Origin of the sequence: Bdellovibrio sp. HCB290 (genome assembly GCF_047305925.1) — a bacterium.
Lineage (GTDB): Bacteria > Bdellovibrionota > Bdellovibrionia > Bdellovibrionales > Bdellovibrionaceae > Bdellovibrio.
In genome coordinates, this window is the sequence record NZ_CP178620.1 from 2,660,806 (window position 1) to 2,685,351 (window position 24,546).

Sequence of the window (24,546 nt, forward strand, 5' to 3'; positions counted from 1 at the left end):
TCGGATTGACTAGCCCTTGTCCACCGTGTCCAGACGATCGTCTTTTGAATCCGGAAAACGACAAATTGAATATAAAAATCAGAGAAAATAATATCTTTGTGAAGGAGTCGCCGTGTACATCCAAAACTATTCATGCACGACAGCAGCCGGTGTGGGCACTCCAGCATTGATGTCCGCTCTGTATTCGGGAAAAGATTGTTCCGTCGTGGGGGAATCTGGCGGCAGAGTCTGCTATCTGAAAAACTCCCCAGAAAAAAATCACAGCTATCGCGACATTTTCGTGAATGGCTTTAAAGAACTCGTACATCCATTGCGAGAAGGCCTATCCAAGGATGCGTATTTGGACCTGACAAAAAATCGGATGGTCCTTATTTTTGCTTCCAACAAGGGAGCACTCGAAGACTACATCTGGACTGCGACAAAAGAAAACATTCGCGAGATGCACGATCCTTATTCCGAAATCCTCACCTACTTCCAGGAAAACTCAGTTGGTTTGCCGTGGATATTTGACTGCACGGTTGCGAACGCGTGCATCTCGACCCATGCGGCCCTGGAATACACTCAGGATCTTTTTAAAAGTGAGCGCGCCGAATATGCCTTGATCATTTCTGGCGAGCTAGTGGGTCCGTTCTTAGAAAAAGGCTACGACTCGCTAAGAGCTTTATCCCACACCAGCTGTCGCCCCTTCGCCGAAGATCGCGATGGCATGCAATTAGGGGAAGCATTGGCGATGATGTTGATATCGCGGGATCGCAAATCACCTGAAGACATCAAAATCCAGGGCGTCGTCACAAAAACGCAAGGCATACCACATATTCCACCCGAAGCTGAAAGTCAGACATTGTTGCAAGTACTTCAAGAGTTAAACTCCCACACTCCCGTCCATCCTGATTTAGTGGTGGCACATGGTTCGGGAACCCAGGATGATGACGCCGTCGAAGACGAGGCTCTTGTCACATTTTTGGATTCCGTTGGCGATTCGCAAGTGCCTATCACCTCGACCAAATGGTGTATTGGAAATTCATTGGGAGCGAGTGGCTTAATCGATATTATCGCTGCCGCTGAAGTTCTAAAGACACAAAAAGTTTTTCGTATTCATAACACCTCTCAGATTTCTGCCTCAATGAAAGCGCAATACTTACTGCCTCATTTCCAAAACGGACCCGGCATCAGGTACCGCCAAATTCTGATTACTTCACTGGCTTTCACCGGAGTCTACGCTGCGTGTGCAATCGGTGTTGAAGAGGTAAACAATGAAAATCCTGATTGAGATCGGCAATCGTCCTGAACCCGCGTGGAAAGAAAAATTCCCGCAGTGGAACTTATTAAATGAAGTCAGTTACGCTTTTTGCGAGGCTCTTCATCGGTGGGAATACCTTAAAGACCGTCCTCACCCCGATGTTATTTTTTTGGCTTTGCCCGAAGGTTCCAATCTGTCTGATTTTGAATTCGTGGAAGACGGAGCCAAAGATCCCGGAAAGTTTATTTTCACATTCCCCAATATGCAGGCTTCGATCATGATGCAGATTCTGGGATTTAACGGTCGCGTGTTGTGCTTTAATAATGGAATCAAGACCAGCGAGTTCGCAAAAAATGAATGCAAAGAGATAGCAAAGACCGGTAAAATCGCGTGGTTGTTTACCAGCCCTTCAGTCATTGAAGACGAAAAACGCGTGGTGCTTTTTTCGTCTTATCCGGAGAGCTAGCGAATCACCAAATTATTCTTAAGCTGATTGTGCCCATCATCAGTGTGAGGGAAATGCTGATGCAAATGCTTGCCGCAGGCTTCGATGGCTGCGGTAAATCCCGCTGCCCAGTCACCCTTGTGCAATTGTTCACTGAACTTTCCTAAGACTTCATTCCACGTTTCTGGAGGAAGCTTGCTGTTAATTCCCTCATCCGCCAAAATCACAGCTTTACGTTCCATCACAGAAACAAATATCAGAATGCCCGTCCCCTGCTGGGTGCGGTTTATTTTGTTCAGATAAAATTCCAACTGAGCCCGTTGATGAACCTGAGCCAACTCGTCTCTTTCGGGCACAAATATTTTTTGAATAAATGGAAATTTTGCCAAGGCAAATGAAAGGTAATAAACGGCCACCACCAAGAACGGCCACACATAAACCCAGGGGGTTGCCCACAGAAGGTCTGCAAAGGGAAGCTCTGCGATCACCAGAATCAACAGCAACAATAAAGTCAGCGTCATCGGAATATGCCCGACCGAGGATGAATTTCTGACGATAACGGGAACGATCTCCCCGTCTGTATTTTCCTCCACCACATGCACGGTCTGGGAAATCTGCTCGATGTCTTTTTCAGAAAGGTATTTATTAATCCAAGCCATTGTTCACTCCAATATGCGCATTCGCGAAGCGCTTACCAAGAACCCGAAGATCCGCCACCGCTGAATCCACCACCGCCACCGGACCAACCGCCGCCACCGCCTCCACCGCCGCCAAAGCCACCGCCGAAAGTGCCGCCACCGAATCCTCCTGATCCGCGCATATGTCGACCACGACCACCACCGAAACGACCCAGTACAGATATGATAATTAATAAAAGAATTATCACGCCGATGGGAATTCCACCGCCCTTGTCATCAGAGCGAGTTTCCGTGGTGATACCTTGCTCATCAGCAAACTCTTTGTCGGCCAATGCCATCAGTTGTCCGACACCGGCATAAATGCCATCGGCAAATCGCTGCTTGCGGAAATAAGGTGTTACGACATCCGAGATAATGCGTTTGGCATAAACATCAGGAATTGCGCCTTCAAGCCCCTGTCCCACTTCAATTCGCATGCGTCGATCCTGAAGTGCAATCAGAAACAAAACACCGTTGTCCTTTTTCGCATCTCCCAATTTCCATTGATCGGTGATCTTGATGGAAGCCTGTTCGATCGGTTCGCCTTCAAGGGTATTCACGATCAGGATTTGAATCTGTGCTTTTCCGCGTTTGTTGAAATCCAACAACAGCTGGGTCAAATCCTGGCGCATGGAGCGTGGGATGACTCCCACTTCGTCCATGACCGGGCCTTGCAAGGCTGGCACCTTGAATTCGGCGTGAGCAGCAAAGCTCACGAACAAAAGAATCGGAAGAAAAAGCGAAGATAGAACCTTCATTAGAATTTAACTTCTGGAGCTTTCTCTGCAGTCGCTTTTTCTTCGGCAGTCATATCCCACTGAGGCATTTTTTCGAAGTGGTACATGATGGAGTTTGTCCAGCTTGTCGGCGGAACAGTTACCAGGTTGTTAAATTGATTGATCGACTCGATATAACGTTGACGAGCAATCGTGATACGATTTTCCGTACCTTCCAATTGCGCTTGAAGATCACGGAAGTTTTGATCCGCTTTTAGGTTGGGATAGTTTTCAGTCACTACCATCAAACGACCCAAAGCCTGTGACAAACCACTTTGCGCTTTTTGATATTCGGCCAATTGTTGTGGCGTTACTTTGGAAGGATCGATTTGCATAGCCGTGGCTTTTGCACGAGCCTCCACCACTTGAGTCAGTGTGGTCTCTTCATGTTTCGCGTAACCTTTAACAACGTTCACAAGATTTGGAATCAAGTCAGCTCGACGTTTGTATTGATTTGATACTTCTGCCAATGCAGCTTCAGTCGCATTCTTGGATTGAGGGATACTTTGAATCCCGCAACCGGCCAAAAATGGCAATACCATAGCAACCAAAAGAATTTTAGACATAGTTTTCATAGGAAAATCCTCCATGACCATTTCTATCGAATCTCTCAGTGACGCTCAATGAAAACCGGTCTATATTAGTCGAATGACACGCACGATTAAGCTTCGCTACACCCCGACAGCCGGCTGCATCTTTGTTGACAAGATTGCAGGGCTCAACACGCACACCCCAGAACATGGGCAGCGTGGTTGCGTTGAAGTGTACGAAGAGGAATTGGATCAAAAGCTTTACGTGGTGCATCGCCTTGATAAAGCCACTTCCGGTGCGTTGTGTTTTGCGACGAGCTCTGAAATCGCCGCCGAGATGACCCGTCTTTTTGAACAACATTTGGTAAGTAAGAAATATCTTTTTTTAACTGATCACCCGGCAGGCGCGCTGGAGTTCACTTACCAGTCGTACATTGAAAAAGTCCGAAATCAGTTTGTCAGCAGCAAAGACAAAGAACCCAACTCGAAAACGACTTTCAGATGGTTAAAATCCCTGGGACGCTTTCAACTTTGGGAAGCTACGCCTCATTCAGGAAAGCCCCACCAGATTCGCCTGCATGCCGAAGCCAAGGGCATTCCAATTCTGGGTGATAATGAACATGGCGGCAGTCCGTTTTACAGACTTTGCCTTCATTCCCATTCTTTGGAATTCACTTTGCGCGGTGAACACGTCAAATTTGAAACTGACCTTCCTATCTGGGCTCGCGACGGCGAGCTGAATGAACATCAGGAAGACCTGGTGGTTGCCGAAGCTTTCCAACGACGCGAACGTCTTTTTGGATTTTCTGAATTGAAAGACGAATCTCTGCGCTTGGCACACCGTGAATTGGACACCTATCGTATCGATCAATACGGTGAATACCTATGGGTGTACTGGTACAAGGAAGAAGACCCTTCTGTGCCGGATCTTTTGCGCTTTGAAAGAATCGCCAAGAAACTAAAAAAGAAAATCCTCATCCGCAAAATGTTAAACCGCGGTGACGATCCCAATGCCGAGCTGCTTTGGAATATCGGACAAACCCAACCCACGTGGATCGCCAAAGAAAACGGTGTTAAATACGAACTCCGCAGTGATACCGGCCTTTCCCCAGGATTGTTTTTGGATCAACGTGAGAATCGTCTGTGGGTCAGCGAACACGCGCAAGACCGCCGCGTTCTGAATTTATTTTCCTACACCAGTGGTTTCAGCGTCGTTGCGGCAATGGCGGGAGCTGAAGAAGTCTGCACAGTGGATGTCTCCTCCAATTTTTTGGATTGGAGCAAAAAGAATTTCGAACTGAATGGCCTTGATCCGGAACATGAAAAGTATGAGTTCTGGAACAGCGACTGCATCTTGTTCCTTAAAGGCACAGTTCGCCGCAAACGCAAGTTCGGTTTGATTATTTGCGATCCTCCTTCCTTCGGCCGTTCAAAGAATGGTGTTTTCTCCATCAGCAAAAACTTTGATGAATTGCTAGTGAACTGCCTATATTGCCTGGAAAAAAATGGTCTGCTGTTGTTCTGCACTAACTATGAAAAGTGGAATAGCGGCGACCTGCATCTGCGCCTGGAAAAATTGAAGCGCGAATTTTCTTTTAAAATTCTGCCGGCACCTTCTCAAGGATTGGACTTTGAACTGCCGGATCAAGAACCTTTAATGAAGTCCATCATCATCCGCAAAAACTAGGAACACAAAATGGCACAGCATAAGTTGAAACATGGGATACTGACTTTACTAACAGGCTCCCTTCTTTCAACTGCAGTTTTTGCCAAAGATAATTCCAAAAGCATCTTGCTGGCGATTTCCAAAACAGATCACACCCTGGTATTCGTGGATCCCCAGACTTTAAAAATCCTGGGCAAAGCCCCTGTGGGAGAAGATCCCCATGAAGTCGTCGTATCTGAAGACGGACGACTCGCCTATGTTTCAAATACCGGCAGTGGGAAGTTTCACGAAATTAACGTAATTGATATCCCCACAATGAAAGCCCTGCCCTCCCTGGATACCGGCGCCCTGTTGGGACCTCACGGAATGACGTACGTCGGAGGAAAACTTTGGTTCACCGCAGAGGGCTCAAAATCTGTGGCTCGGCTAAATCCCAAGGATGGTAAAGTCGACTGGATCATGGGCATTGGACAGAATCGAACTCACATGCTGCAAGTTTCTGCTGATGAAAAGCAAGTTTACGCAACCAATGTTGATTCGGGCACAGTCAGCATTCTGGATAACCTGCTTTTGCCGCCACCGATTCCCCCAATTGGAAAACCACTCCCCACCGCCAAGCCCCAAATGGGTTGGCTACAAACTGTCATTCCCGCAGGCAAGGGTGCAGAAGGTTTTGATATTTCCCCTGATAAAAAACGCATTTGGGTGACCAACGCCCATGATGCCACGGTCTCGATCATTGATATTCCGACCAAAAAAGTCATCGAAACGATCGATACGAAAACATTGGGTATCAGCCGGGCCAAATTCACACCCGATGGCAAACGGATTTTAATCTCGAGCTTAAGAACCGGGGATCTGTTGATTTACGATACGACCACGCTCAAAGAACTTAAGAAAATTAATCTTGGCAAGGGAGCAGCCCACATCCTGATCGAACCTTCAGGAAATCGCGCCTTTGTCTCCTGCACACCTGCGGGATACATTTCAATTATCGATTTGCAAAAAATGGAAATCAGCGGAAAGTTGGATATAGGCCCGCGTCCCGATGGAATGGACTGGGCCCCTGCCGCACCTTAAGGATAGAAATTGTATTTGATATGGATGCGTTTCTCGTCCTGAAGACCCATTTTTGAGCCACTCAAGAACGGTGGAACTTTACGCTTGATACGTTTACGGTCTTTCGGAAAACGTTTGTCATCAACGAAACAGTCAAATCGTTCATCTTTGCAAAGATTTGTGAATTCATCCGCCTCGTTATTGAAAACATAGTTGTCCATCGCACGGGCCATCTTATCGCCCAAATCCAGATCAGACTGCTGAACCACAATACCACCACCGGTTTTCACCTGAGGTACAGGCTTCGCCGGAGGGGCCCCTGGCGCAGGTACTGGAACTTTTTTGATTATCACGCGGGGTTTGCACTCTGCAGGTAAATCCAGCTCTTCTTCGCATTTACAAAAATTCTTTTTCATCGTGGCGCAGGAACTTAGCATCAACGCCAACATACACAGACCTAAAATTTTACCCATTACTTCTTGCTCCACTGCGACCAGAACTTAGCTTCCCCTTTAGGGTTGGCTTTTGCGTAGTTATAAAACTCCTGTACAAAGGCAGCTCGTTCTTTTTGATAGATATACTTCCAGTCAGATTCTGCAGGAATGGTCATCACATCATAGTCGTCGCTCAACTTTGTATTGCGTTCGATGATGGCATCAAAAGTATCCGTTTGTGCGTTCATCAGCATGTCATACAGAACCATGAATGTGGTGGTGCGACCTTTGCCGGCGCGACAGTGAAAATGCACCCAATTGCTTTCTGGCAAATCACGAACGGCTTCGATAAAGCGATCCACTTCGTTATCAGTCGGACGAACATGATCGGTGACGGTCAGGCGCACGTAGTGGTGTCCTGAACTGCGCACCAGGCTTTCCTCAGTTTCGATGCTTTTGATTTCTGTGCCTGCAATCTTCTCTCCGACTTTCAAATCACCCAAAAGACGGCGCTCACGGTGGATCACATCCTCGTGGCCAAGCTCGGCATTGGCCCAATCACGCTCCGCCTGCCAGGTCACTGGTTTATCATTGATAAAGCCATGGGATTCCTGGCGAAGATCGAAAACATACAATTGAGCTTTTAGTTTTTTCGCAGGCTTTGCGATATCTTTTAATGCCTGAGGTGAATAGCTGGCACTGCCCGACATTTTAAGCTTGTCGTTTTTACGGTAATTGACCGGCTTGCGCCCATCATACTTAGAGTCAAAGACCAACTCGACCGGCTCCATAGCTTTGGGCATGGTCATAAAAAACGGTAATTTGCTTTTATCTGAATCAGCAGCAGCTGAAGGATTATTGACCGCCGCAGTTGCCGGCTCCGGGTTTACACTTTTTTCGGCGCAGGCTGCGACGATAAAAGGCAGAAGAAAAATCCATTTTCTCATAAGTCCTCCCTATTAGGGAAGCTTAAGCCTTAATCTGCCCTCTTGCAAAAAGTTCTTCAAGATATTGAAAACCCGAATCCTGGGTGCGCAGATAATAGTAAGCCCGCAAGATATCCTGCTCCTCATTTGTTAAGGAAGCATTACCACCACCGCGTTTCATACGATCTTGAGAAATATGGTAAAGGCTTAATGCCCCCGCCACTGAAATATTGAAACTTTGTACGAAACCCGTCATTGGAATGATAATACACTCGTCAGCAGCAGCCACCATTTCGGGGCTGACACCGTTTTTCTCGTTCCCCAATACCAAGGCCGTCTTACCGGAGAAATCCACCTCGTGCAGAGGTTTTGAACGTGCATCCAGATGTGTGACATAGATTTTGTAACCCTGAGACTTCAGGTTCTTTACACAATCCGTGGTGTTTTGCCATTTTTTGACTTCCACCCACTTGTCAGCCCCTTGAGTGACCCGGGCTGATTCCTTGAACTTTTCCTGAGTTTCAATGACGTGGAAATTGCCAAAGCCCAATCCTTCAGCGGATCGCATGACGGCGGAGATGTTACCTCGGTCATAAATACTTTCCAGAACCACGGCGGTGTCGAAATTTCTTTGCGCAACCACGCGATCAATTTTTTGAATACGATCGGCAGTCAAAAGAGGTCCCAGTTTTTCCAGAACCAATTTGTAGTTAATTTTCAAATTCGCATTGATCTCGATCTCAGAACCGTAGGGAAACATGAACAACCGATCTACTTGTAAAGCGATTCTGGGTTTTTAGCCAAGTCGCGAGTGATATTCTTTTGGTGCGCTTCCAGCGTACCGCCACCGATCTCCAGCAACTTCGCGTCTCTCCATAGTCTTTCAACTACGTACTCGCCCACGTAACCATAACCACCCAAAACCTGGATAGCACGGTCTGCGACGTTTTTAGCCATCGTCGTTGCCACAAGTTTTACACCATCTGAATCCAGACGATTGCCTTCTTTATTCAAATCCATGCGACGAGCCGTTTCGTAAACGTAAGCGCGCGCTGATTTGTATTCAGCGTAGCTGTCAGCGATGTAGCGTTGCATTTGACCGAAGTGATTCAATGATTTGCCAAAGGCCTCGCGCTCGGTTGCGTAGCGATTCATGATCTCGATAGATCTGCGGGCAATCCCCAAGCTCATCGCCGCCAATGTCAGGCGTTCGATCTCAAGATTGCGCATCATGTGCAGCATCGAATCCCCTTCATGGCCGATCAATGCTGAGTCAGGAACGTGACAATCCTGGAACACAAGCTCTGCCGTGTTAGAGGCACGCATACCCAACTTGTCTTTGATTTTTTGACCAACTTCGAAACCTTTATGATCTTTTTCAACCAAGAAAGTGGAAATCATTGCGCGACCGTGCTTTTCGCCGGTCTTTGCATACACCAGAGTCAAATCACAAGGAGTGTTGTTTTCATCTATGGTTCCGTTCGTGATCCACATTTTACGACCATTCAGAACCCACTCATTGCCTTTTTTTACAGCGCGAGTTTGCATGCCCAAGACGTCCGTACCAATTGCAGGTTCAGACATGGACATAGAGCCAACCCATTCGCCAGAGCAAAGTTTGGGCAGCACTCGAAGACGTTGCTCATCACTGCCATTCACGGCAATGTTGTTCACGCACAACATTGAGTGCGCCAGATAAGCCAATGCAAATCCAGGATCTGATGCAGACAACTCTTCATGAACGATGGCAGCAGCAGTTGCATCCATCCCGGCTCCCCCGAATTGTTCTGGTACTGTGATACCCAACAGTCCCAACTCACCAACTTTTTTGAACAACTCAAGATTGAATTTTTCTGAACGATCATACTCATGAGCTTGAGGTTCGACTTCAGCTTTGGTGAAAGCGTTGACAGTTTCACGCAACATGCTGTGCTCAGGTGTGGGATTGTAAAGATCGAATTCTTTCCAATTAAAGGACATGGTAGCTCCTACATTTATATAGAGTAGCGAATCTAGGAAAACCCTGTGTAATCCGCAAGGCTTAGCACCTGTAACGCTATGCAATATTAGCAAATTTCAGGCACTTTTCGGAAGAATCTGGACGTCGTTGGGCCAGCGGCCTAACCTTCTGAAAGGAGACTCACATGATCGCCTCAGTATTAGGTATTGGAACCGAGTTGGTCGACGGCCAAATTGTGAATAAAAACGCAGCCTGGATTTCCGAAAAACTGAAAAATCTCGGACTTACCACAAAACTCCATCTTGTAGTTCCAGATGAGAGAAAACTCATTTCTGAGGCTTTGGACTATTGTGGGCAGTACTCCGACCTGATGTTTGTGACCGGTGGTTTGGGTCCCACATCCGATGACTTCACCCGCGAGCTGATCGCCGAATGGACTGGTTTGAAATTGCAGTGGGACGAAGTCTCCTGGCAACACATCAAAGAGCGCCTGGAGCCACGCGGTTACATCGTCAAAGAAATTCAACGTCAGCAATGTTACTTTCCGGCAGGTTCAAAAATTATCAAAAATACTGAAGGCACAGCGAATGCATTTTTCCTGGAGGCAAAAGGCAAAAAGATTTTCGTATTGCCAGGCCCTCCTCGTGAAATCGAAGCGGTGTGGAATTCCGAAATAGCCGCATGGTTGGAAAAAAGTGTGGCAGGCCTTGATCCCTACATCACTCGCCACTGGGATACGATCGGCATGGGAGAGTCCGATGTCGCAACGATCGTTGAACAAGCTTTGGCCAACGTGAATGTGGAAAAAGGTTACCGCGTTCATCTTCCCTACGTGGAAGTTAAGATGTCTTTCTTTAAATCCCAAGAAGAAAACATGCGCGTGCATGTTGAGCGTGTGACGGCAGCCTTACATGATATCACCATCACGCGCGATCAGCAGGATGTGCCGCTGATGTTGTCCTTGGCTTTGAAAAGTTATTCCTCAGTGAGTTTACAAGACGCTGCCACCGGACAATTTTTAATGAATCGCTTAATGCCGGTCATGCGTGACTTCATGAAGGAAAAATCCTGGAGCTTTTCCAGTCACGCAGTGGATCCCGAAGCGCAAATTCGCCTGCAGTTAACTCCGAAGGGCGAACACTCTGTTTCCGTCAGCATCGAACGCGGCAACAAGAAAACCACCGACACTATAGTCGCACCTTACAAAGCCATGCCTATGAAGGAGCGCCGCGCGCAGTACTTCGCAGAAATGGCCATGGTCTTCTGGCTCCGCCATCTTTAATTTTCCAACATTTTACAGGGTATAAGAAATGCAAAAGGTGACACTTGCTTTCGCAAGGTCACCTTTAGGACGGACTCACTTCCGGAATACTGAAGGAGGTCCGAATGAAGAACAGACATTTTTCTTATCGGACGATTTTAAAGCTTATTAAGCAGATTCTAGTGGTTATTTTGGTCATTATCAAAATAATCAAAGAACTCTTGTAACTCTAAATCTTTACCTCTGGAACGTTCCTACCGACCTAAGCTAGCTCGCTAGCCTTTGGCCCAAGGATGGGCCTTAAAATCCCACGGTACTGAGTCCACGGGGCCTTGCGAAGCACCACCTTATTTCACATTGGCCAGGGCTTCCCGGCCGACTTTCAGAATGTGTTCTTGAAGATCTTTGGGCCAATCGGCAATCATCTTTTTGAACTTCTTAGTTTCGTAGGCATACATCGCGCGAAGTGCTTCTTCGTAGTTCGGAAGATCACCGGCAATCGCGTGCATAAATTTGTAAACCGCGTCCTGTGCCTGGCGGATCTGATCTTTGGTGAAGTTTTTCTTTTTCGCTTCTTCGATCAATTTACGTAATGTCACCGAAGCACCACCCGGCTGCAAAGCCAGCCACTCCCAATGTTGAGGCAGCAAAGTCACTTCCTTGGAAACCACGCCCAGCTTGGGACGCCCCGGACCTGACTTTTTTTCTTCCGCTTCACTGGCAAGAAGCTCGTATCTTTTGATAACGGCTTCCAGAGTTCCACGCAAATCCAATTCCACCTGCGCGCTGGTCACGTCATCAAAAATCAAAACGTTTTCTTTGCCATTATCCCGAAGGTATTTTTTCACTTTGGTGGCGACTGCCACCAAATCTCCAGAGGCGATTATTTTGTTTCCCGCAAAAGCGGTACAAGTTCTATCCACTCTTGGTTCCATAAAATTCTCCTTAGTGTCCCAGGGAAGGTTCGACCGCAGGACTTGCAGACTTATTCCGTGATGCCATCACATCGCGATTAATAAAATACATCATGTAAACAGTCAGGGCAGTGAACCCCACCATGATGTAACCCACGTATTCAAAATGCTGAATTTTGCCATCGGCTCCTTCAGATACAATCATACCCGCAACGATTGAACCCAATCCGCCCGCCAGCTGCTGCAAAGAGGCATTGATGGACATGAATGCCCCACGACTGGCTGGAGCCGGAATTCCTGACATCAAAGCCTGGGAAGGAATCATGCGCGAGAAGATCCCGACAAACATTAATGAGTTCACGAACATCAGCATCCCCAGTGATGTGGAGCCCAGATTCGTGTAAATCACTGTCATGATAGCTGTCACAATGCTGCCAAAAATAAACGTGGTGTAACCACCAATGGCATCACTGATTCGTCCCACCAAGGGTCCAACAAAAATCGAAACGCAGCCCGTGACCATGTAAAGCAATGGAAGATTGTCTATATCAATACCCAAGTTGTGAACTGTGTAAGCACTTGCAAATGGCATGATCATGTAACCACCCATCGACAGAATCCCCGTCAACACAAAGGCGAACGCATACTTCGGAGTTGCTACCGTGTGAATCATATGAGTCAGGGCTTTTTTATCCGTTTGCAAAGCCAGATGTGCTGTGATGGAAGGAAGCTTGGCCCAAATCACAAAGCCCACCAATGTACTGACAAACACAATCATCAGAAACGGAGAATGCCAACCCCATTTACTGGAAAGCCAAAGCCCCAAGGGAAGGCCCATAACCTGGCTTGCCGCAAACGCCGTCTGCAAAATGCCCATGACTCGTCCACGCTGTTGCAGCGGAAACAAATCTGTCATTATCGCAAAGACGATGGAGCCAATTACGCCACCAAACAATCCTGTCACAATCCTTGCTGCCAATAACATATGAAAGTTCGGCGCCAGGGCACAGAACAAAGTTCCCAAAATAAATCCGCAGTAAAAAAACATTAGTAACTTCTTGCGATCAAACTTATCGGCAAAACCCGCGGTCAAGAATCCCGAAATTGCAGCACTGACTGCATATCCCGAAACCACCATTCCGAATTGGGATGGCGAGATTTGCATGGAGGGCATCAAGATGGCACCCAAAGGCGACAGGATCATGAAATCCAGAATAATTGTGAACTGCAAAAACGCCAGCAACGCAATGATGATCCATTGATCGCGACTGAATGTGGCTTTTTCCTGCTGAATAAAATCGTTGGGTGAACTCATGGTGAGCCTTTCGGTGGGGAACTTTAAATAATATTACCCGGGTTATATTCAAAACACAATATCACCCGGGTAATATTATTCAGTCGCCACAACACTTTAGAATGACTCGGTAAAAACGAAAAAAACCCCTGATCTTCAACAGATCAGGGGTCCTAAATGACTAAAGTAAGTCCGTACCTTATTTCTTAGGCTTGATTGTCAGGCCCTTCAAAGCATCACCCAAAGAACCGAATCCGCTGCCAGATGTTGGTTGATGAGCTCTCCAAGTGTTATCTTCGCCTGCGCCAGGCACACCCAAGGAAATCTTTTTGTCTTCGAATTTGATTTCATCAATTTGCACAGCGATATCATCGCCACGTTTTTTATTTTCAAACTGCTGACCGTCAACATGATCACGCCATTTGGATTTTGGCAAAAGCCCTGTAATCCCCGGAGCAATGTTCACGAACAAGCCGTAAGATTCTTTCTTTTCAACTTTGCCGTTAACCACAGTGCCAACTGGGAATTTCGCCGGAACTGAATTCCAAGGATTACCGTCGCCGTCTGCTTGTTTAATGGACAAAGAGATTTTCAACTTGCCGTCGATCTCTTCGATTTTCAAAAGTTTTACCGTTACAGTTTGACCAACAGAAACAACTTCTTGCGGGCTGTGAACGCGGGACCAGGAAAGTTCTGACAAGTGGACAAGACCTTCCACACCCTGCTCAAGCTCTACAAACGCACCAAATTTTTCCAATCGCATGATACGACCTTCAAGGATCGCACCTGCTTCATGCTTCTGCATGAACGCGCCTTCGAACTCTGCTTTTTGCAGATCCAAAAGTTTACGGCGGGAAACCACGATATTACGTTTGTCGAACTGAGTGATCAGAAAATCAAATTTACGCCCCACATATTCAGAAACATCAGAAACGAAACGGGAATCAATTTGCGAAATCGGACAGAAAGCTGTCTTGCCTTGAATGTTAACACGAAGGCCACCATTCACCGCTTCAGTCACAGTACCCGTAACCGGAAGCTCCATATCGTAAGCGTCTTCCAAAGAATCCGTGGAAGCCCCCAACGCACCTTTTTTTGCCAAACGAATCTCGCCACCTTTAGTGGAAAGAACCACAACGTCAATCATATCTCCAACGTTGTATTTTACCTCTTTGTTTTCATCCATAAGATCTTTGGTGAAGATCATTCCGTCCGTCGGCGTCCCCGTTGAAACAAAGGATTCCTCTTTACCAATGGAAAGAATCTCCCCACGAATCTGATCCCCAACAGAAACACGCGTCTTCAAACCACCTGCAGAAGACTCTGCAAACAACGCCTCGAAATCCTCAAAAGATTTCCCAGAATCAACATCATCACCAAAAATATCTTTCTTACCCATAATTACTCCAAAAAATTAGCCGTCCTCGGACGGCTAGGAGCAGCCTACAGTGGTTCCGCAATTGGGGCAACGATAGCACCCACTCGTAAGCACCGTGTCGCCCCCGCATTCGGGGCATTTCATAGTGAATTTTGGGACCGACGCGTCCCCTTGATTCTTTTTCTTAACATTAAGCGGTTGACTCAGCTTGCTACCATCCCGGTAAACGGCCACCGCCTTCAGTCCCAGGCTCCAGGCTTGGAAATAGATGTTCCCGATGTCCTCTTCGGTGGCAGAATTGGGCAGGTTTACAGTTTTTGAAATCGCTCCACTAATAAATGGCTGAACTGCCGCCATCATGGTGACATGACTTTCCGGAGACAGAACTCTGCCGCCCGGGGCCGCATTAGCGCAATCAAAGACTGCCAGATGTTCTTGCTTAATTTGCGGGCACCCCACCAGAGTGTTGTGCTCAGACACATAGGCCAGAATCAAATCAATCGCAGCGTCATCATAGTCCAGACTTTGCAACGCAGGCTTTACAGACTGATTGACGATTTGAATTTCTCCCCCGCCCACTAGTTTTTTTAATTTGATCAAAGAAAAGTCAGGTTCTATTCCCGTGGTATCACAATCCATCAACAAACCTATGGTACCCGTGGGAGCAATAACCGTGGCCTGGGAATTTCTGAATCCATGCTTACCACCGTTGAATACGACGGCTTTCCACAGGTTTTTTGCAGCCTGATTTAATCCATCCGGCAGGTACTTCCACTCTACTTTACCCAATGCGGCCTCATGCATTTTCATCACTTTAACCATGGGTGCACGATTCTTTTTGAATCCGGCAAAAGCACCTTTGGCCCGAGCCATCTCGGCGCTGGTTAAATAAGCCACTCCGTGCATCAACGAAGTCAAGGCCCCCGCCCACGCGCGACCTTCGGCGCTGTCATAGGGAATACCTTTTCGCATCAACAGACTTCCCAGATTTGCATAACCCAATCCCAAAGGACGATAGTCATGGGAATTTTGTGCAATTTTAAGCGTAGGATAACTGGAGTAATCGACCAAGACTTCTTGAGCCACGAACAAGGTGCGCGCCGTATGAATGAACGACTCAAAATCAAAGCTGCCATCCGGATTTAAAAATTTCACCAGATTGATCGATGCCAGGTTGCAGGCCGAGTCATCCAAAAACATGTACTCCGAGCACGGATTGCTGGAGCGGATCTCATCCGTATTAGGACACGTGTGCCATTTGTTAATCGTATCATGAAATTGAATTCCAGGATCGGCGCACACCCAAGCCGCATGATTGATTTTATTCCAGACTTCCATCGCTGGAACTTCGCGCAAAGATTTACCAGTGACTCTGGACAGCAGCTTCCATGGTTTTTCGTTTTGAACGGCTTTCATGAACTGATCAGTGACCCGGACAGAGTTGTTAGCATTCTGTCCAGAAACTGTTTTATAGGCTTCACCTTCAAAGTCAGAACTTAAACCCGCCTGAATCAGCAGCTTGGCTTTTTGCTCTTCATTCATTTTCCATTCGATGAAATCCAAAACTTCGGGATGATCAATATCCACGACCACCATTTTAGCAGCACGTCGAGTGGTGCCCCCGGACTTGATTGCCCCCGCTCCGCGATCCAGAACTTCCAGAAATGAAATCAATCCCGAACTGTGACCACCGGAATTCAACGGCTCATACTTGCTGCGCAAGGTGGAAAAGTTACTTCCGGTTCCAGATCCATATTTGAAAAGACGCGCCTCATTTTTCGCAAGCTCAAAGATTCCATCGATAGAATCTTCCACGCTTTGTATAAAACAGGCTGAACACTGGGGGCGCTCATAGGCATTCTTGGTCGGCTGAATGGACTTCTTTTTAGCATCAAAAGCATAATGCTCGCTGGTTGACACGATCTTGTATGCTTCAAATAGTCCCGCATTAAACCACACAGGGCTGTTGAAGGCTGCCCGCTGTGAAAGCAGAATATACTTAAGCTCATTGCCAAAGATCTCTGCATCTTTTTTGGTTTTGAAGTATCCACCCTGCTTTAGAGCCGAGCCACAGATCCCCGCCACCACTCGATTCACAAGTTGTCGCACTGAAGTTTCATGCGCTGTACGGGGCACTCCGGACTTGCGAAAGTACTTGCTGGCGGCAATCTCCACGGCGAATTGCGACCAACCTTCCGGGGCTTCCACGCTCTTCATCTGAAAAAAAACATCACCCTTGCGATTCTTAATTTCGCAGTCGATCTTCTTCCACTTGAACATGTTTTCAGGTTTTTTTCCCTCGGGAACAAAAAAGCGTGTGCTGTGCAAAGGTTGATTCTTCATAGGAATATTGTAAGGGAGTTGGGCTTTAAGAGAATCTGGATTACAACACCTAAACGAAGGACCAGTTGGGTATCCCACATACATACTATGCCATCCAAACCTTGATTAACTCTTTGCAATTATCATCACAATTATAGCTTATCTACTGTTTGTTTAGACTAGGGACACCGTTAAGAAGAATATCTCACAATTTTTTAACAGGAACGTGACATGGAACAACAGGTAGAAAAGCGGAAGTTGCTGATCATCAAGTCGCACCCACAAAGTCTTGTTCCGGTCGAAAACTTTCTGAAGAATCGCGATTGGGAAATCAGAAGCACTCACAATCTTAAAGAGGCCATGGTCTTCCTGGTTCAGAATCAGCCTCAATTCGTCATGGTCAGTATCGATCACCCGAACAAAAAAGTTCGCAACCTTCCAAAAGTTTTAAGTCAGGCTTTTCCGGTGTGTGTAATTGCATTCGCCGAACATTCCACTGCGAACTCCGTCAAAGTCTTGAACGACTGCAACTCAGGCTACGCGATCTACCACCCTATCACTGGTCCGGCCGTTGAGAGGATGGTTAACAAGTATCTCAAAGATCAGTCTACCAATCCTGCAGCGGCAGCCGCTCAGCGAAGCTGGGAAGGCGGAGGCAATGGTGCCGGGGTCATCTCCATTCGTGGAGAAGGTGGCGGCGCTGAAGGGGCAACCTCAACTCAAAATTTCCTTGCTAACTTAATGGGAGCTTTAGATGGCAACTCCGTTGCCGGAGGTGGCAACAACAGTTTTGCGACGGGAATGAATTCCGATTCCATCGCCGCGATTCAACCAGGAATGGCGGGTTATATTCCTCCCACATCGCAAGATCCCAATGCCAACGGAAATGTGGGTGGCAGCAACCAAAATGGTTTTAATGGATTCCTTGGCGGAACCAACAACAGCCACGAACCCGGTGCCTATGGTTCCGGCGGCATGCAAAATGGCGGCAATGCAAATGGCGCTAACGGTGCAAGCAACAATGGTGATCCGCAATTTGCCGGAGGAATGAATTCTCCTAACGGATCCTACGGGCAAAATGGCAACGGCTCACAAGGGCATAATCCGTATGGTGGTAATGGTTCAAGTCCTTCGGGCGCTGGCTACAATGGATCCAATCCATCCAGTGCTAACGGCGATACTCTAGACCCCAACGATCCGAACTATGATCCCTATGGCGATGCCGGCCCAAGCTCTTCTGCGAATCGCAAAAAGTCTGACACCGTGTGGGCACCGATTGAAGGCGATAGTAAAAAAAACGCTCTGCGCACCAAGGAAATTGCCGATGAAGTCGCAAAGGATCCTTCATCCCTGATCCTTCAGGGAACTCGTGAGGCCATGGAGAAATCCTGTTTCATCACGTCAAAAGAACACAGCCTTGAGCAACCAACAAACGTCGCTTGCATTCTAGTCGAGTCAGGTCGTTTTTCTGGTTATCTTGTTGCCGCGATGGCAGAGCACAAAACCATTGATATTCAATTCTTCGATCAGATTCGCACTCGCTTGTTCAAGTTCCTCGCTGATAACGGTGAAAACATGGAAAACAATGAAACCATGCCGATCAAAATTAAGCAGGTTCCGTTCACGGCCTGGGCTGTGGAGTACGCTGAGTTCTTGCGTAAATCTGTTCACGAAGGGAATGAAGTCGCGATGGCTTTCTTTCCCCGAGCTGACGTGAAAACAGAAGTTTCAAAATCTGCCGACGAAGAGATGGCAGCCATCAAAATTCAGGAAATGCGCGAAAATGTTCCCGTGGAATTCAATCTTTACGTCTTCCTGCCGCGCAACAACCGCTATGTTTTATACACTCCCGAAGGTGGTGTGTTTCTTTCTGAACAAAAGAATCGCCTGATCAGTCAAGGTATCACCCACCTGCATGTCTTGCGCATGGAGCTGCAAAATGTGGATAAGTACCGCGCACAGAACTATTTAAACGATAAAATTGACCAGTATCAGGAGCAGCTCGAAAAAGAGGCAAATCCCAATAAGAAATTGTTGGCTTCCTAGGATTCCTCTTGACCCAATTCCAGGCCCGTTATTAGCTGATGACCATGGAAATCTCAGCTCAGTCACACACAGTCGCACAAGTCGTGTCCGATAAAGGACTTTATTTGGATTACAACGCCACTACCCCAGTGGATCCACAGGTCTATGCAACCATGGAGCCCTACTTCAAGGAGTACTTTGGCAATCCTGCGAGTGTCGCACATCACTGGGGATGGACAGCGGAAAATGGCGTGCAAAAAGCCCGTATGCAAGTGGCATCATTGATCGGTGCTAAATCTTCTGAGATCACTTTCACGGCCAGCGCCACTGAGTCCAACAACTGGGTGATCTTTGGTTTGATTTCCAAACTGCGCGAAGAAAATCCAAACCAGCCAATTCACATGATTACCAGCTGCCTTGAGCACAGCTCCGTTCTTAAGGGGATGCAGGCCGCTGAAAAACAAGGTGTCGAAGTTGACGTCCTTCCGGTAAATAATTTTGGCCAGGTGGAAATTGAAACTCTGCGTGCAGCGATCAAGCCTCATACCAAATTGATCAGTCTGATTTGGGTGAACAACGAAATTGGCAGTATCAATCCAATTGTTGAAGCTGCAAGTTTGGCGAAGGAAAAACAAATTCTGTTTCACACTGATGCCACACAGGCCATCGGAAAAATTCCGGTCAACGTGACTGAAATGGGTATCGACTTGATGTCCTTCTCTGCTCACAAGTTTTATGGCCCGAAAGGTTCAGCCGCCCTTTTCATTCGTGGCAAAGATCCCAAAGTGCAAATCAATCCGTTCATCTATGGCGGCGGTCAGGAAAAAGGTCTTCGCTCGGGAACATTGAATGTTCCCGCGATTGTCGGCCTGGGAACTGCATCTGAAATCTGCAAAATAAATCTGAATGCCGAAGCCGAGCGCATGACGGCACTACGTAACCTGTTCTGGCAAAAGCTTCAAACGGCCATCCCGGGGATTCGCCTGAATGGGCATCCAACGAATCGCTCCCCGATTAATTTGAATGTGACTTTACCAGGAATTAGAATTGAATCCCTGACTGCCAAAATCCAAAAATTGGGAGTTAGCACGGGGTCAGCCTGTAGCTCTGGATCCGTGAGCATCAGTCACGTCCTTAAGGGTATCGGTCTTTCGGCCGACGAAGCGGCATGCACTTTGCGCCTAAGCCTGGGTCGTTGGACGACGGAAGCCGACATTCAGCGTGCCGTCGAGATCCTTCACGGCGCCATCCCAAGCCAAATTATATAATATTTTCAGTATTTTAGCTTAAACACCCTGGGAGGAGATATTCTAACCTCCCCTGGGCTTACTCTTTATGCTACACTGGGTACGAATTTATCTGCGAATTTTATCCGGGAGAACCTTTATGATTAACATTTCCCCAGAAGCTGCTCTAAAACTTGCTGCTCTTAAAAAAGATGATGGTAAAGACGATGCTGCATTCCTGCGCGTGGAAGTTAAAAAAGGTGGCTGCTCCGGTCTTTCTTACAAAATGGATTTCGATACAACAGCCCGCGATGGTGATAAGTTTTTTGAAGCCAACGGTCAGAAAATCGCCGTCGATTCCAACTCGATGTTGTACATCCTGGGTATGACTTTGGAGTACTCCGGTGGATTGAATGGCAAAGGATTTGTCTTCAATAACCCAAACGCAACCAAACACTGTGGCTGCGGTTCAAGCTTCAACGTTTAATTCTCCAACAAAGCATCTAAATACATTCGTGAGAACACTGGACATTTCATTGCGAAATCTCCATTTTTCAGACGCACATTTGTTCTAAAAATTTGCGTACATTCAATTTCTACGTCCAGAACTCCCACTATGCCTCTTGGCAAATTAGGCAACGCTCAACTCTTTGTTTAGCATGAAATAATGAGCCAAAGTTTCCTTGAAATACACAGTTTGCAAAATCTGACGACCGAGTTTGAGTTGATTAAAAATATCAAGGGCAAGCCGCTGCAAGTTTTGGAATACTCTGAAAAGACTTTTGCTTTCGAAGCCGGGCCGCGAATGTGTGGTTTGGGAACTATTCTAAACTTCGAAGGCAAATACCACATCAGAGGTCACGTCGTGGAATTTTTGGGCACGGGGCGTGTCACACGCAGTGAACCACTCGACGAAGGAAAATCAGCAAAATACACCGTCGAACTGCATCGCTTTGACAAAGGCCTTTGGGAGCTTTTTATCAGCGCCAACCGTCAGTCCCAACAATCGACGGATTTACTTTTCCGATCCATGCGGGAGCTTGAATAATGAAAAACCTGACAGCCCTGATCGTGGATAACTCCACATCCTTTGCGAATTTGGCGACAGCGGCCCTGTTGGAAATCGGACTGCAACCTGCAAATATTTTTACCACCAAACGCTATCTCGGCGCCCAGGAGTATCTAGCCGAAAAAAAACCGAACCTTCTGATTACCGAATTCATGGTAGATTCTAAATTCGGTTTGGAATTGGTCGCGATGCACGCGGCGAATAGTGCCGATAATATTTCAATCATCATGACTCACAACAACTCGACATCTGCCATCGCGGAAGCGGCGGAAGAGCTTGTTGATGATTATATCGTAAAACCGATTCAAAGCGGCGCCCTAGCCAGTCGATTGCTGCATTTGATTGAACGAAAACTAAATCCCAGCGAGTACATCAAACAAATTCGCGCTGGAAAACAGGCATTGTTTGATGGACATCTGGCAGATGCGCACCACAAGTTCACAGCTGCTTTGAAGCATCAGGAAAAGCCGACCCTGGCGCACTACTATCTGGGTTATACAAAGTTCAAAGCGACGGAATACCAGTTTGCCAATGATGAATACGTCAAAGGCTTAAAGATTCAACCGCTGCACTATCGCTGCCTTACCGGCAAGTTCGATACTTACTTTGAGCAAAAAGACTATGGCAACGCCTACACGGTTGCCAACACGATCATTGATAACTATCCGATCGGACCCAAGCGTCTGGGACAGCTTTTCATTGCTGCGGTATTCTCTGGTAAACTGGATCAGGTTCCGCACTTTTTTCAGCTCTTCGCAAGACTTGATCACAAGACCGCAGAACTACGCCATGTTTTCTCGGCCGCCCTGTTCACTGCCGGTCGCTCGAATCTAAATAACAAAGCCCTGCAAAAAGCTGTCGAGTGTTTTGAGCTTGGCATTCAGGTTGTGGGTGCGGATGTTCAATACATCACTAAAATTGTGAAGGCTCTTCTTCGCGAGGACATTCAAACTGCAAGTCAGGCAGCCCGCTTCATTCAACAATTCCCTTCCTCCCAAATCGGCAGTAAGGAATACGAAAACCTGCATTTTCAATTCAACTGCCGAACTATGCCCCTGGCAAAGATTCTGGATCAAGGCAGAAGAATGGCCGCGCAAAATCGCATGGATGAAGAGTCATATCAGATGTTCATCAGTCTATTGACCAAGGAAAATAAGACGGTGCTGGCTGAAGACATCATGGCGAAATACCAAAGTGCCTTCCCCAAACAAACCAAAAAGACAGTAACTATTTAAAACTGATCCCTTTGAGTGGTGATAAGCAGGCTTGTTCGGAATACGGACAAGCTTAATTTAACTTTGAAATCATCTTATTTTTAAGCGAGGACCGATGCTTGCTTGCACATCTAACTTATGCAGCAGCTCTCACTTTATCATCGAAAATGCCCTTATTGTGGTTCCCTGAACTTTGTTAAGAATGGATACTTTTACAAAAGAATCTCCAAAACCTACATCCCGAGGTTTAAATGCCACGACTGTTCCAAGGGATTCTCCACTAGAACTCATTCTCTGACTTTTCGACAAAAACGACTAGATTTGAACCAGGCCATAATCGACCAACACTGCTCTGGTGTGTCCTTAAGACAAATTGCTCGCAATCTAAAATGCAGCTACATGACGGTATACAGGAAATTTCAATGGATGGGACCGCTAGCTGAAGATCTTAATGGTCGCCAAACACTGCAAGCATCCATTCTGATATTTGACGAGACTTTAAGTATCGAACACACCAAGCTTAAGCCTCTCACCATTGCTCTAGCCGTAAATGAAAAGTATCAAATCCTGGGAGTTCACGTAGGAAGTTTGCCAGCGTTTGGGAAGATCGCCGATATTTCCAGAACCAAGTACGGACCCAGAGCCAATCAATCCAACGAAAAAGTTACGGATCTTCTTACTCAAGTGAAACAGCAACTACTAAATCTTCCCTCTGAACTTCGCTCTGACAAGAAAGCAGATTACTTATCCATTGCGGCGAAAATATTCCCTACGGTTCAATACACTCAGTGCTCATCTCGAGGAAACAAAGAAAAGAAACGGGAGCAAAAATACCTGAAGTCAGAAAAGCTTATCTACGATCCTCTTTTCCCTTTAAACCAAAGATGCGCAAAAATCCGCGATCACATCAAAAGAATGGCCAGAAGAAACTGGTGCACCACCAAGAAGCCTCAACACCTTCAATGGGCTTTGCATCTCTACATTACTAAGAACAATGGCTACGATTTATTCAATTCAAAAAACTTCGCAACTACTCCTTAAAAAACAATTTGAAGGGAGCGAGGAGAGCTGACTCGGGCTTGGCGAGCTTGGGATGGGTGAGCAGCGACCTCCGTGGGCGCATGGATGCGCGCACCCGCCACAGGCGGGCCACGGTTGAGCCACGATGGCGTGTCGCGGATTCAACCAGCCCAAGAACGACAAGACCGAGGCAGATCTCCTCGGTCACTTCAACTCCCCGTTTTCTCACCACTCAATTAGATCAGTTTTAAACTATTTAGCGATTTTCTGCGACACAGATTCAACCAACAGGAAATCCAGCAAATGCCGGGCAACGATGTCCGGCTTGGATTTGATCGCAAGATGCCCGGCTCCCTTCAAAACCACCAGATCCTCGCAGCCCAGATGCTTGGCAAACTTTAAGTAAGCATCCTGATGAAACAGCAAATCACTGTCATCAAAGATCAAGCGACACTCCCCACGATAATGGAAAAGTTTTTTATTCCAGAACTGCCAGTCCTCTGAGCGCAGAATCCACGCAAAATGGTGAATCATGTGCGCCACCAATTGCAGCTTGCGACCTTTTAATCGTTCAAGGGAAATGGCGCCCTCCGCCCGTTCATCACGGAAGATGTGCGCGGCTTTTTTTAGAAAGCTATTGCCCATGGGAGTGGAAAGCATGACGTAAATACTTTTTAAATTCAGCGGAATCGAAAAGAAGAAGCGCAGTTCCTTCAATAGGAAGTTCTTCACTGGATCCGTCACCATAGGATTGATCAAGGCGACCTTCTCTACCAAATGAGGATGCTGAGCGGCCAAGGCCCAACTCAAAGCTCCGCCGTAGCTGAGGCCAGCAAGATGCACGCGCTCACGTGGGAAATGTTCCTGGATGAATTTAGCCAGCACTTCCACCTGCACAGTGAAAAAAAGTTTGTCTGAGCTCATATACAAATGGGTCAAATTAGGAATGATCACCCGATAGTGAGCTTCCAGTTGCGAGGCCACGGCCTCCCAATGGTGAATGCTTCCTCCGTAACCATGAAGAAGAATTAAAATGGGCCCCTGCCCTCGTTCTCGGAAAGTGATCTTATGAGACATCCTTCAGTCTTATCGGCATACAGCATATGTCAT

The 24,546-nt window shown here is 47.0% G+C and carries 23 protein-coding genes; 11 read left to right on the forward strand and 12 right to left on the reverse strand.

The window, feature by feature from the left end; translation table 11 throughout:
- The first annotated feature begins 112 nt into the window (after positions 1 to 112).
- Together ACLVWU_RS13105 and ACLVWU_RS13110 are read left to right on the forward strand one after the other, a co-directional pair.
- Positions 113 to 1,270 carry a beta-ketoacyl synthase N-terminal-like domain-containing protein gene (locus ACLVWU_RS13105; protein WP_413575232.1) on the forward strand — a complete coding sequence of 386 codons (1,158 nt, stop codon included), beginning with the start codon at positions 113 to 115 and terminating at the stop codon, positions 1,268 to 1,270.
- On the forward strand, positions 1,254 to 1,706 hold the full coding sequence (locus ACLVWU_RS13110) for a hypothetical protein (RefSeq protein WP_413575233.1): 453 nt from the start codon (positions 1,254 to 1,256) through the stop codon (positions 1,704 to 1,706). The genes ACLVWU_RS13105 and ACLVWU_RS13110 overlap by 17 nt, the downstream gene beginning before the upstream one ends.
- Here the strand turns inward: ACLVWU_RS13110 and ACLVWU_RS13115 are convergent.
- The 3 genes from ACLVWU_RS13115 to ACLVWU_RS13125 are packed head-to-tail and all read right to left on the reverse strand — an operon-like array spanning position 1,703 to position 3,704.
- Positions 1,703 to 2,344 (reverse strand): TPM domain-containing protein, encoded by a 642-nt coding sequence (locus tag ACLVWU_RS13115; protein ID WP_413575235.1) that lies wholly within the window; start codon positions 2,342 to 2,344, stop codon positions 1,703 to 1,705. The genes ACLVWU_RS13110 and ACLVWU_RS13115 overlap by 4 nt on opposite strands.
- A 32-nt stretch (positions 2,345 to 2,376) precedes the next feature.
- A complete protein-coding gene (locus ACLVWU_RS13120; RefSeq protein ID WP_413575236.1) occupies positions 2,377 to 3,120 on the reverse strand; it encodes a TPM domain-containing protein in 744 nt (247 codons plus the stop codon).
- Positions 3,120 to 3,704, reverse strand: a complete 585-nt coding sequence (locus tag ACLVWU_RS13125; RefSeq protein WP_413578797.1) for a LemA family protein — start codon at positions 3,702 to 3,704, stop codon at positions 3,120 to 3,122. The genes ACLVWU_RS13120 and ACLVWU_RS13125 overlap by 1 nt, the downstream gene beginning before the upstream one ends.
- 82 nt (positions 3,705 to 3,786) lie before the next feature.
- Here ACLVWU_RS13125 and ACLVWU_RS13130 point away from each other — a divergent pair, with 82 nt between their 5' ends.
- The gene (locus ACLVWU_RS13130) at positions 3,787 to 5,355 is read left to right on the forward strand and encodes a class I SAM-dependent methyltransferase (protein WP_413575237.1); all 1,569 of its coding nucleotides are present in this window, start codon (positions 3,787 to 3,789) and stop codon (positions 5,353 to 5,355) included.
- 9 nt (positions 5,356 to 5,364) lie between these two features.
- Positions 5,365 to 6,414: a YncE family protein gene (locus ACLVWU_RS13135; RefSeq protein ID WP_413575238.1), complete on the forward strand. Its 1,050-nt coding sequence runs from the start codon at positions 5,365 to 5,367 to the stop codon at positions 6,412 to 6,414.
- On the opposite strand, the gene ACLVWU_RS13140 is transcribed toward ACLVWU_RS13135, so the two are convergent.
- From ACLVWU_RS13140 to ACLVWU_RS13155, 4 genes are read right to left on the reverse strand one after another with little or no spacing between them, the layout of a single operon-like run.
- Positions 6,411 to 6,866: a hypothetical protein gene (locus ACLVWU_RS13140; protein WP_413575240.1), complete on the reverse strand. Its 456-nt coding sequence runs from the start codon at positions 6,864 to 6,866 to the stop codon at positions 6,411 to 6,413. The genes ACLVWU_RS13135 and ACLVWU_RS13140 overlap by 4 nt on opposite strands.
- Positions 6,866 to 7,774, reverse strand: coding sequence for a fused DSP-PTPase phosphatase/NAD kinase-like protein (locus ACLVWU_RS13145; protein ID WP_413575241.1), 909 nt, complete (start codon positions 7,772 to 7,774; stop codon positions 6,866 to 6,868). Before ACLVWU_RS13145 ends, ACLVWU_RS13140 begins: the two co-directional genes overlap by 1 nt.
- Positions 7,775 to 7,796: 22 nt before the next feature.
- Positions 7,797 to 8,513: a TrmH family RNA methyltransferase gene (locus ACLVWU_RS13150; RefSeq protein WP_413578798.1), complete on the reverse strand. Its 717-nt coding sequence runs from the start codon at positions 8,511 to 8,513 to the stop codon at positions 7,797 to 7,799.
- A gap of 11 nt (positions 8,514 to 8,524) precedes the next feature.
- Entirely contained in the window at positions 8,525 to 9,733 is a 1,209-nt protein-coding gene (locus ACLVWU_RS13155; RefSeq protein WP_413575242.1) for an acyl-CoA dehydrogenase family protein, read from the reverse strand.
- 164 nt (positions 9,734 to 9,897) lie between these two features.
- On the opposite strand from ACLVWU_RS13155, the gene ACLVWU_RS13160 reads away from it, so the two are divergent.
- A complete protein-coding gene (locus ACLVWU_RS13160; RefSeq protein WP_413575244.1) occupies positions 9,898 to 10,995 on the forward strand; it encodes a competence/damage-inducible protein A in 1,098 nt (365 codons plus the stop codon).
- A gap of 326 nt (positions 10,996 to 11,321) precedes the next feature.
- Here ACLVWU_RS13160 and ACLVWU_RS13165 read toward each other — a convergent pair whose 3' ends face one another.
- From ACLVWU_RS13165 to ACLVWU_RS13180, 4 genes are all read right to left on the reverse strand, one after another.
- Complete coding sequence (locus tag ACLVWU_RS13165) at positions 11,322 to 11,909, reverse strand: DUF2239 family protein (protein WP_413575245.1); 588 nt, start codon at positions 11,907 to 11,909, stop codon at positions 11,322 to 11,324.
- Positions 11,910 to 11,919: 10 nt separating this feature from the next.
- Positions 11,920 to 13,203 (reverse strand): MFS transporter, encoded by a 1,284-nt coding sequence (locus tag ACLVWU_RS13170; protein ID WP_413575246.1) that lies wholly within the window; start codon positions 13,201 to 13,203, stop codon positions 11,920 to 11,922.
- Between the two features lie 178 nt (positions 13,204 to 13,381).
- Entirely contained in the window at positions 13,382 to 14,581 is a 1,200-nt protein-coding gene (locus ACLVWU_RS13175) for a S1 RNA-binding domain-containing protein (protein WP_413575247.1), read from the reverse strand.
- Positions 14,582 to 14,614: 33 nt separating this feature from the next.
- Positions 14,615 to 16,903: a vitamin B12-dependent ribonucleotide reductase gene (locus ACLVWU_RS13180; protein WP_413575248.1), complete on the reverse strand. Its 2,289-nt coding sequence runs from the start codon at positions 16,901 to 16,903 to the stop codon at positions 14,615 to 14,617.
- Between the two features lie 210 nt (positions 16,904 to 17,113).
- On the opposite strand from ACLVWU_RS13180, the gene ACLVWU_RS13185 reads away from it, so the two are divergent.
- The 6 genes from ACLVWU_RS13185 (at position 17,114) to ACLVWU_RS13210 (ending at position 23,457) form a co-directional block, all read left to right on the forward strand.
- On the forward strand, positions 17,114 to 18,928 hold the full coding sequence (locus ACLVWU_RS13185; RefSeq protein ID WP_413575250.1) for a hypothetical protein: 1,815 nt from the start codon (positions 17,114 to 17,116) through the stop codon (positions 18,926 to 18,928).
- A 44-nt stretch (positions 18,929 to 18,972) separates the two neighbouring features.
- A complete protein-coding gene (locus ACLVWU_RS13190) occupies positions 18,973 to 20,175 on the forward strand; it encodes a cysteine desulfurase family protein (protein WP_413575251.1) in 1,203 nt (400 codons plus the stop codon).
- A gap of 118 nt (positions 20,176 to 20,293) precedes the next feature.
- Positions 20,294 to 20,620 (forward strand): HesB/IscA family protein, encoded by a 327-nt coding sequence (locus ACLVWU_RS13195; RefSeq protein WP_413575252.1) that lies wholly within the window; start codon positions 20,294 to 20,296, stop codon positions 20,618 to 20,620.
- A 180-nt stretch (positions 20,621 to 20,800) separates the two neighbouring features.
- Positions 20,801 to 21,181, forward strand: a complete 381-nt coding sequence (locus tag ACLVWU_RS13200) for a hypothetical protein (RefSeq protein WP_413575253.1) — start codon at positions 20,801 to 20,803, stop codon at positions 21,179 to 21,181.
- Entirely contained in the window at positions 21,181 to 22,437 is a 1,257-nt protein-coding gene (locus ACLVWU_RS13205; RefSeq protein WP_413575254.1) for a response regulator, read from the forward strand. Before ACLVWU_RS13200 ends, ACLVWU_RS13205 begins: the two co-directional genes overlap by 1 nt.
- A gap of 405 nt (positions 22,438 to 22,842) precedes the next feature.
- On the forward strand, positions 22,843 to 23,457 hold the full coding sequence (locus ACLVWU_RS13210) for a hypothetical protein (RefSeq protein ID WP_413575255.1): 615 nt from the start codon (positions 22,843 to 22,845) through the stop codon (positions 23,455 to 23,457).
- 231 nt (positions 23,458 to 23,688) lie between these two features.
- Here ACLVWU_RS13210 and ACLVWU_RS13215 read toward each other — a convergent pair whose 3' ends face one another.
- The gene (locus tag ACLVWU_RS13215; protein WP_413575256.1) at positions 23,689 to 24,513 is read right to left on the reverse strand and encodes an alpha/beta fold hydrolase; all 825 of its coding nucleotides are present in this window, start codon (positions 24,511 to 24,513) and stop codon (positions 23,689 to 23,691) included.
- Between the last annotated feature and the right edge of the window lie 33 nt (positions 24,514 to 24,546).

Excerpts from the sequence above, each read along its gene's own strand:
- ACLVWU_RS13160 (WP_413575244.1), top strand. The coding sequence starts at position 9,898 with ATGATCGCCTCAGTATTAGGTATTGGAACCGAGTTGGTCGACGGCCAA.
- ACLVWU_RS13135 (WP_413575238.1), top strand. The coding sequence starts at position 5,365 with ATGGCACAGCATAAGTTGAAACATGGGATACTGACTTTACTAACAGGC.
- ACLVWU_RS13110 (WP_413575233.1), top strand. The coding sequence starts at position 1,254 with ATGAAAATCCTGATTGAGATCGGCAATCGTCCTGAACCCGCGTGGAAA.
- ACLVWU_RS13185 (WP_413575250.1), top strand. The coding sequence starts at position 17,114 with ATGGAACAACAGGTAGAAAAGCGGAAGTTGCTGATCATCAAGTCGCAC.
- ACLVWU_RS13180 (WP_413575248.1), bottom strand. The coding sequence starts at position 16,903 with ATGAAGAATCAACCTTTGCACAGCACACGCTTTTTTGTTCCCGAGGGA.
- ACLVWU_RS13215 (WP_413575256.1), bottom strand. The coding sequence starts at position 24,513 with ATGTCTCATAAGATCACTTTCCGAGAACGAGGGCAGGGGCCCATTTTA.
- ACLVWU_RS13210 (WP_413575255.1), top strand. The coding sequence starts at position 22,843 with ATGGGACCGCTAGCTGAAGATCTTAATGGTCGCCAAACACTGCAAGCA.
- ACLVWU_RS13115 (WP_413575235.1), bottom strand. The coding sequence starts at position 2,344 with ATGGCTTGGATTAATAAATACCTTTCTGAAAAAGACATCGAGCAGATT.
- ACLVWU_RS13170 (WP_413575246.1), bottom strand. The coding sequence starts at position 13,203 with ATGAGTTCACCCAACGATTTTATTCAGCAGGAAAAAGCCACATTCAGT.
- ACLVWU_RS13145 (WP_413575241.1), bottom strand. The coding sequence starts at position 7,774 with ATGAGAAAATGGATTTTTCTTCTGCCTTTTATCGTCGCAGCCTGCGCC.
- ACLVWU_RS13155 (WP_413575242.1), bottom strand. The coding sequence starts at position 9,733 with ATGTCCTTTAATTGGAAAGAATTCGATCTTTACAATCCCACACCTGAG.
- ACLVWU_RS13120 (WP_413575236.1), bottom strand. The coding sequence starts at position 3,120 with ATGAAGGTTCTATCTTCGCTTTTTCTTCCGATTCTTTTGTTCGTGAGC.
- ACLVWU_RS13200 (WP_413575253.1), top strand. The coding sequence starts at position 20,801 with ATGAGCCAAAGTTTCCTTGAAATACACAGTTTGCAAAATCTGACGACC.
- ACLVWU_RS13190 (WP_413575251.1), top strand. The coding sequence starts at position 18,973 with ATGGAAATCTCAGCTCAGTCACACACAGTCGCACAAGTCGTGTCCGAT.
- ACLVWU_RS13175 (WP_413575247.1), bottom strand. The coding sequence starts at position 14,581 with ATGGGTAAGAAAGATATTTTTGGTGATGATGTTGATTCTGGGAAATCT.
- ACLVWU_RS13205 (WP_413575254.1), top strand. The coding sequence starts at position 21,181 with ATGAAAAACCTGACAGCCCTGATCGTGGATAACTCCACATCCTTTGCG.
- ACLVWU_RS13125 (WP_413578797.1), bottom strand. The coding sequence starts at position 3,704 with ATGTCTAAAATTCTTTTGGTTGCTATGGTATTGCCATTTTTGGCCGGT.
- ACLVWU_RS13165 (WP_413575245.1), bottom strand. The coding sequence starts at position 11,909 with ATGGAACCAAGAGTGGATAGAACTTGTACCGCTTTTGCGGGAAACAAA.
- ACLVWU_RS13140 (WP_413575240.1), bottom strand. The coding sequence starts at position 6,866 with ATGGGTAAAATTTTAGGTCTGTGTATGTTGGCGTTGATGCTAAGTTCC.
- ACLVWU_RS13195 (WP_413575252.1), top strand. The coding sequence starts at position 20,294 with ATGATTAACATTTCCCCAGAAGCTGCTCTAAAACTTGCTGCTCTTAAA.
- ACLVWU_RS13150 (WP_413578798.1), bottom strand. The coding sequence starts at position 8,513 with ATGTTTCCCTACGGTTCTGAGATCGAGATCAATGCGAATTTGAAAATT.
- ACLVWU_RS13130 (WP_413575237.1), top strand. The coding sequence starts at position 3,787 with ATGACACGCACGATTAAGCTTCGCTACACCCCGACAGCCGGCTGCATC.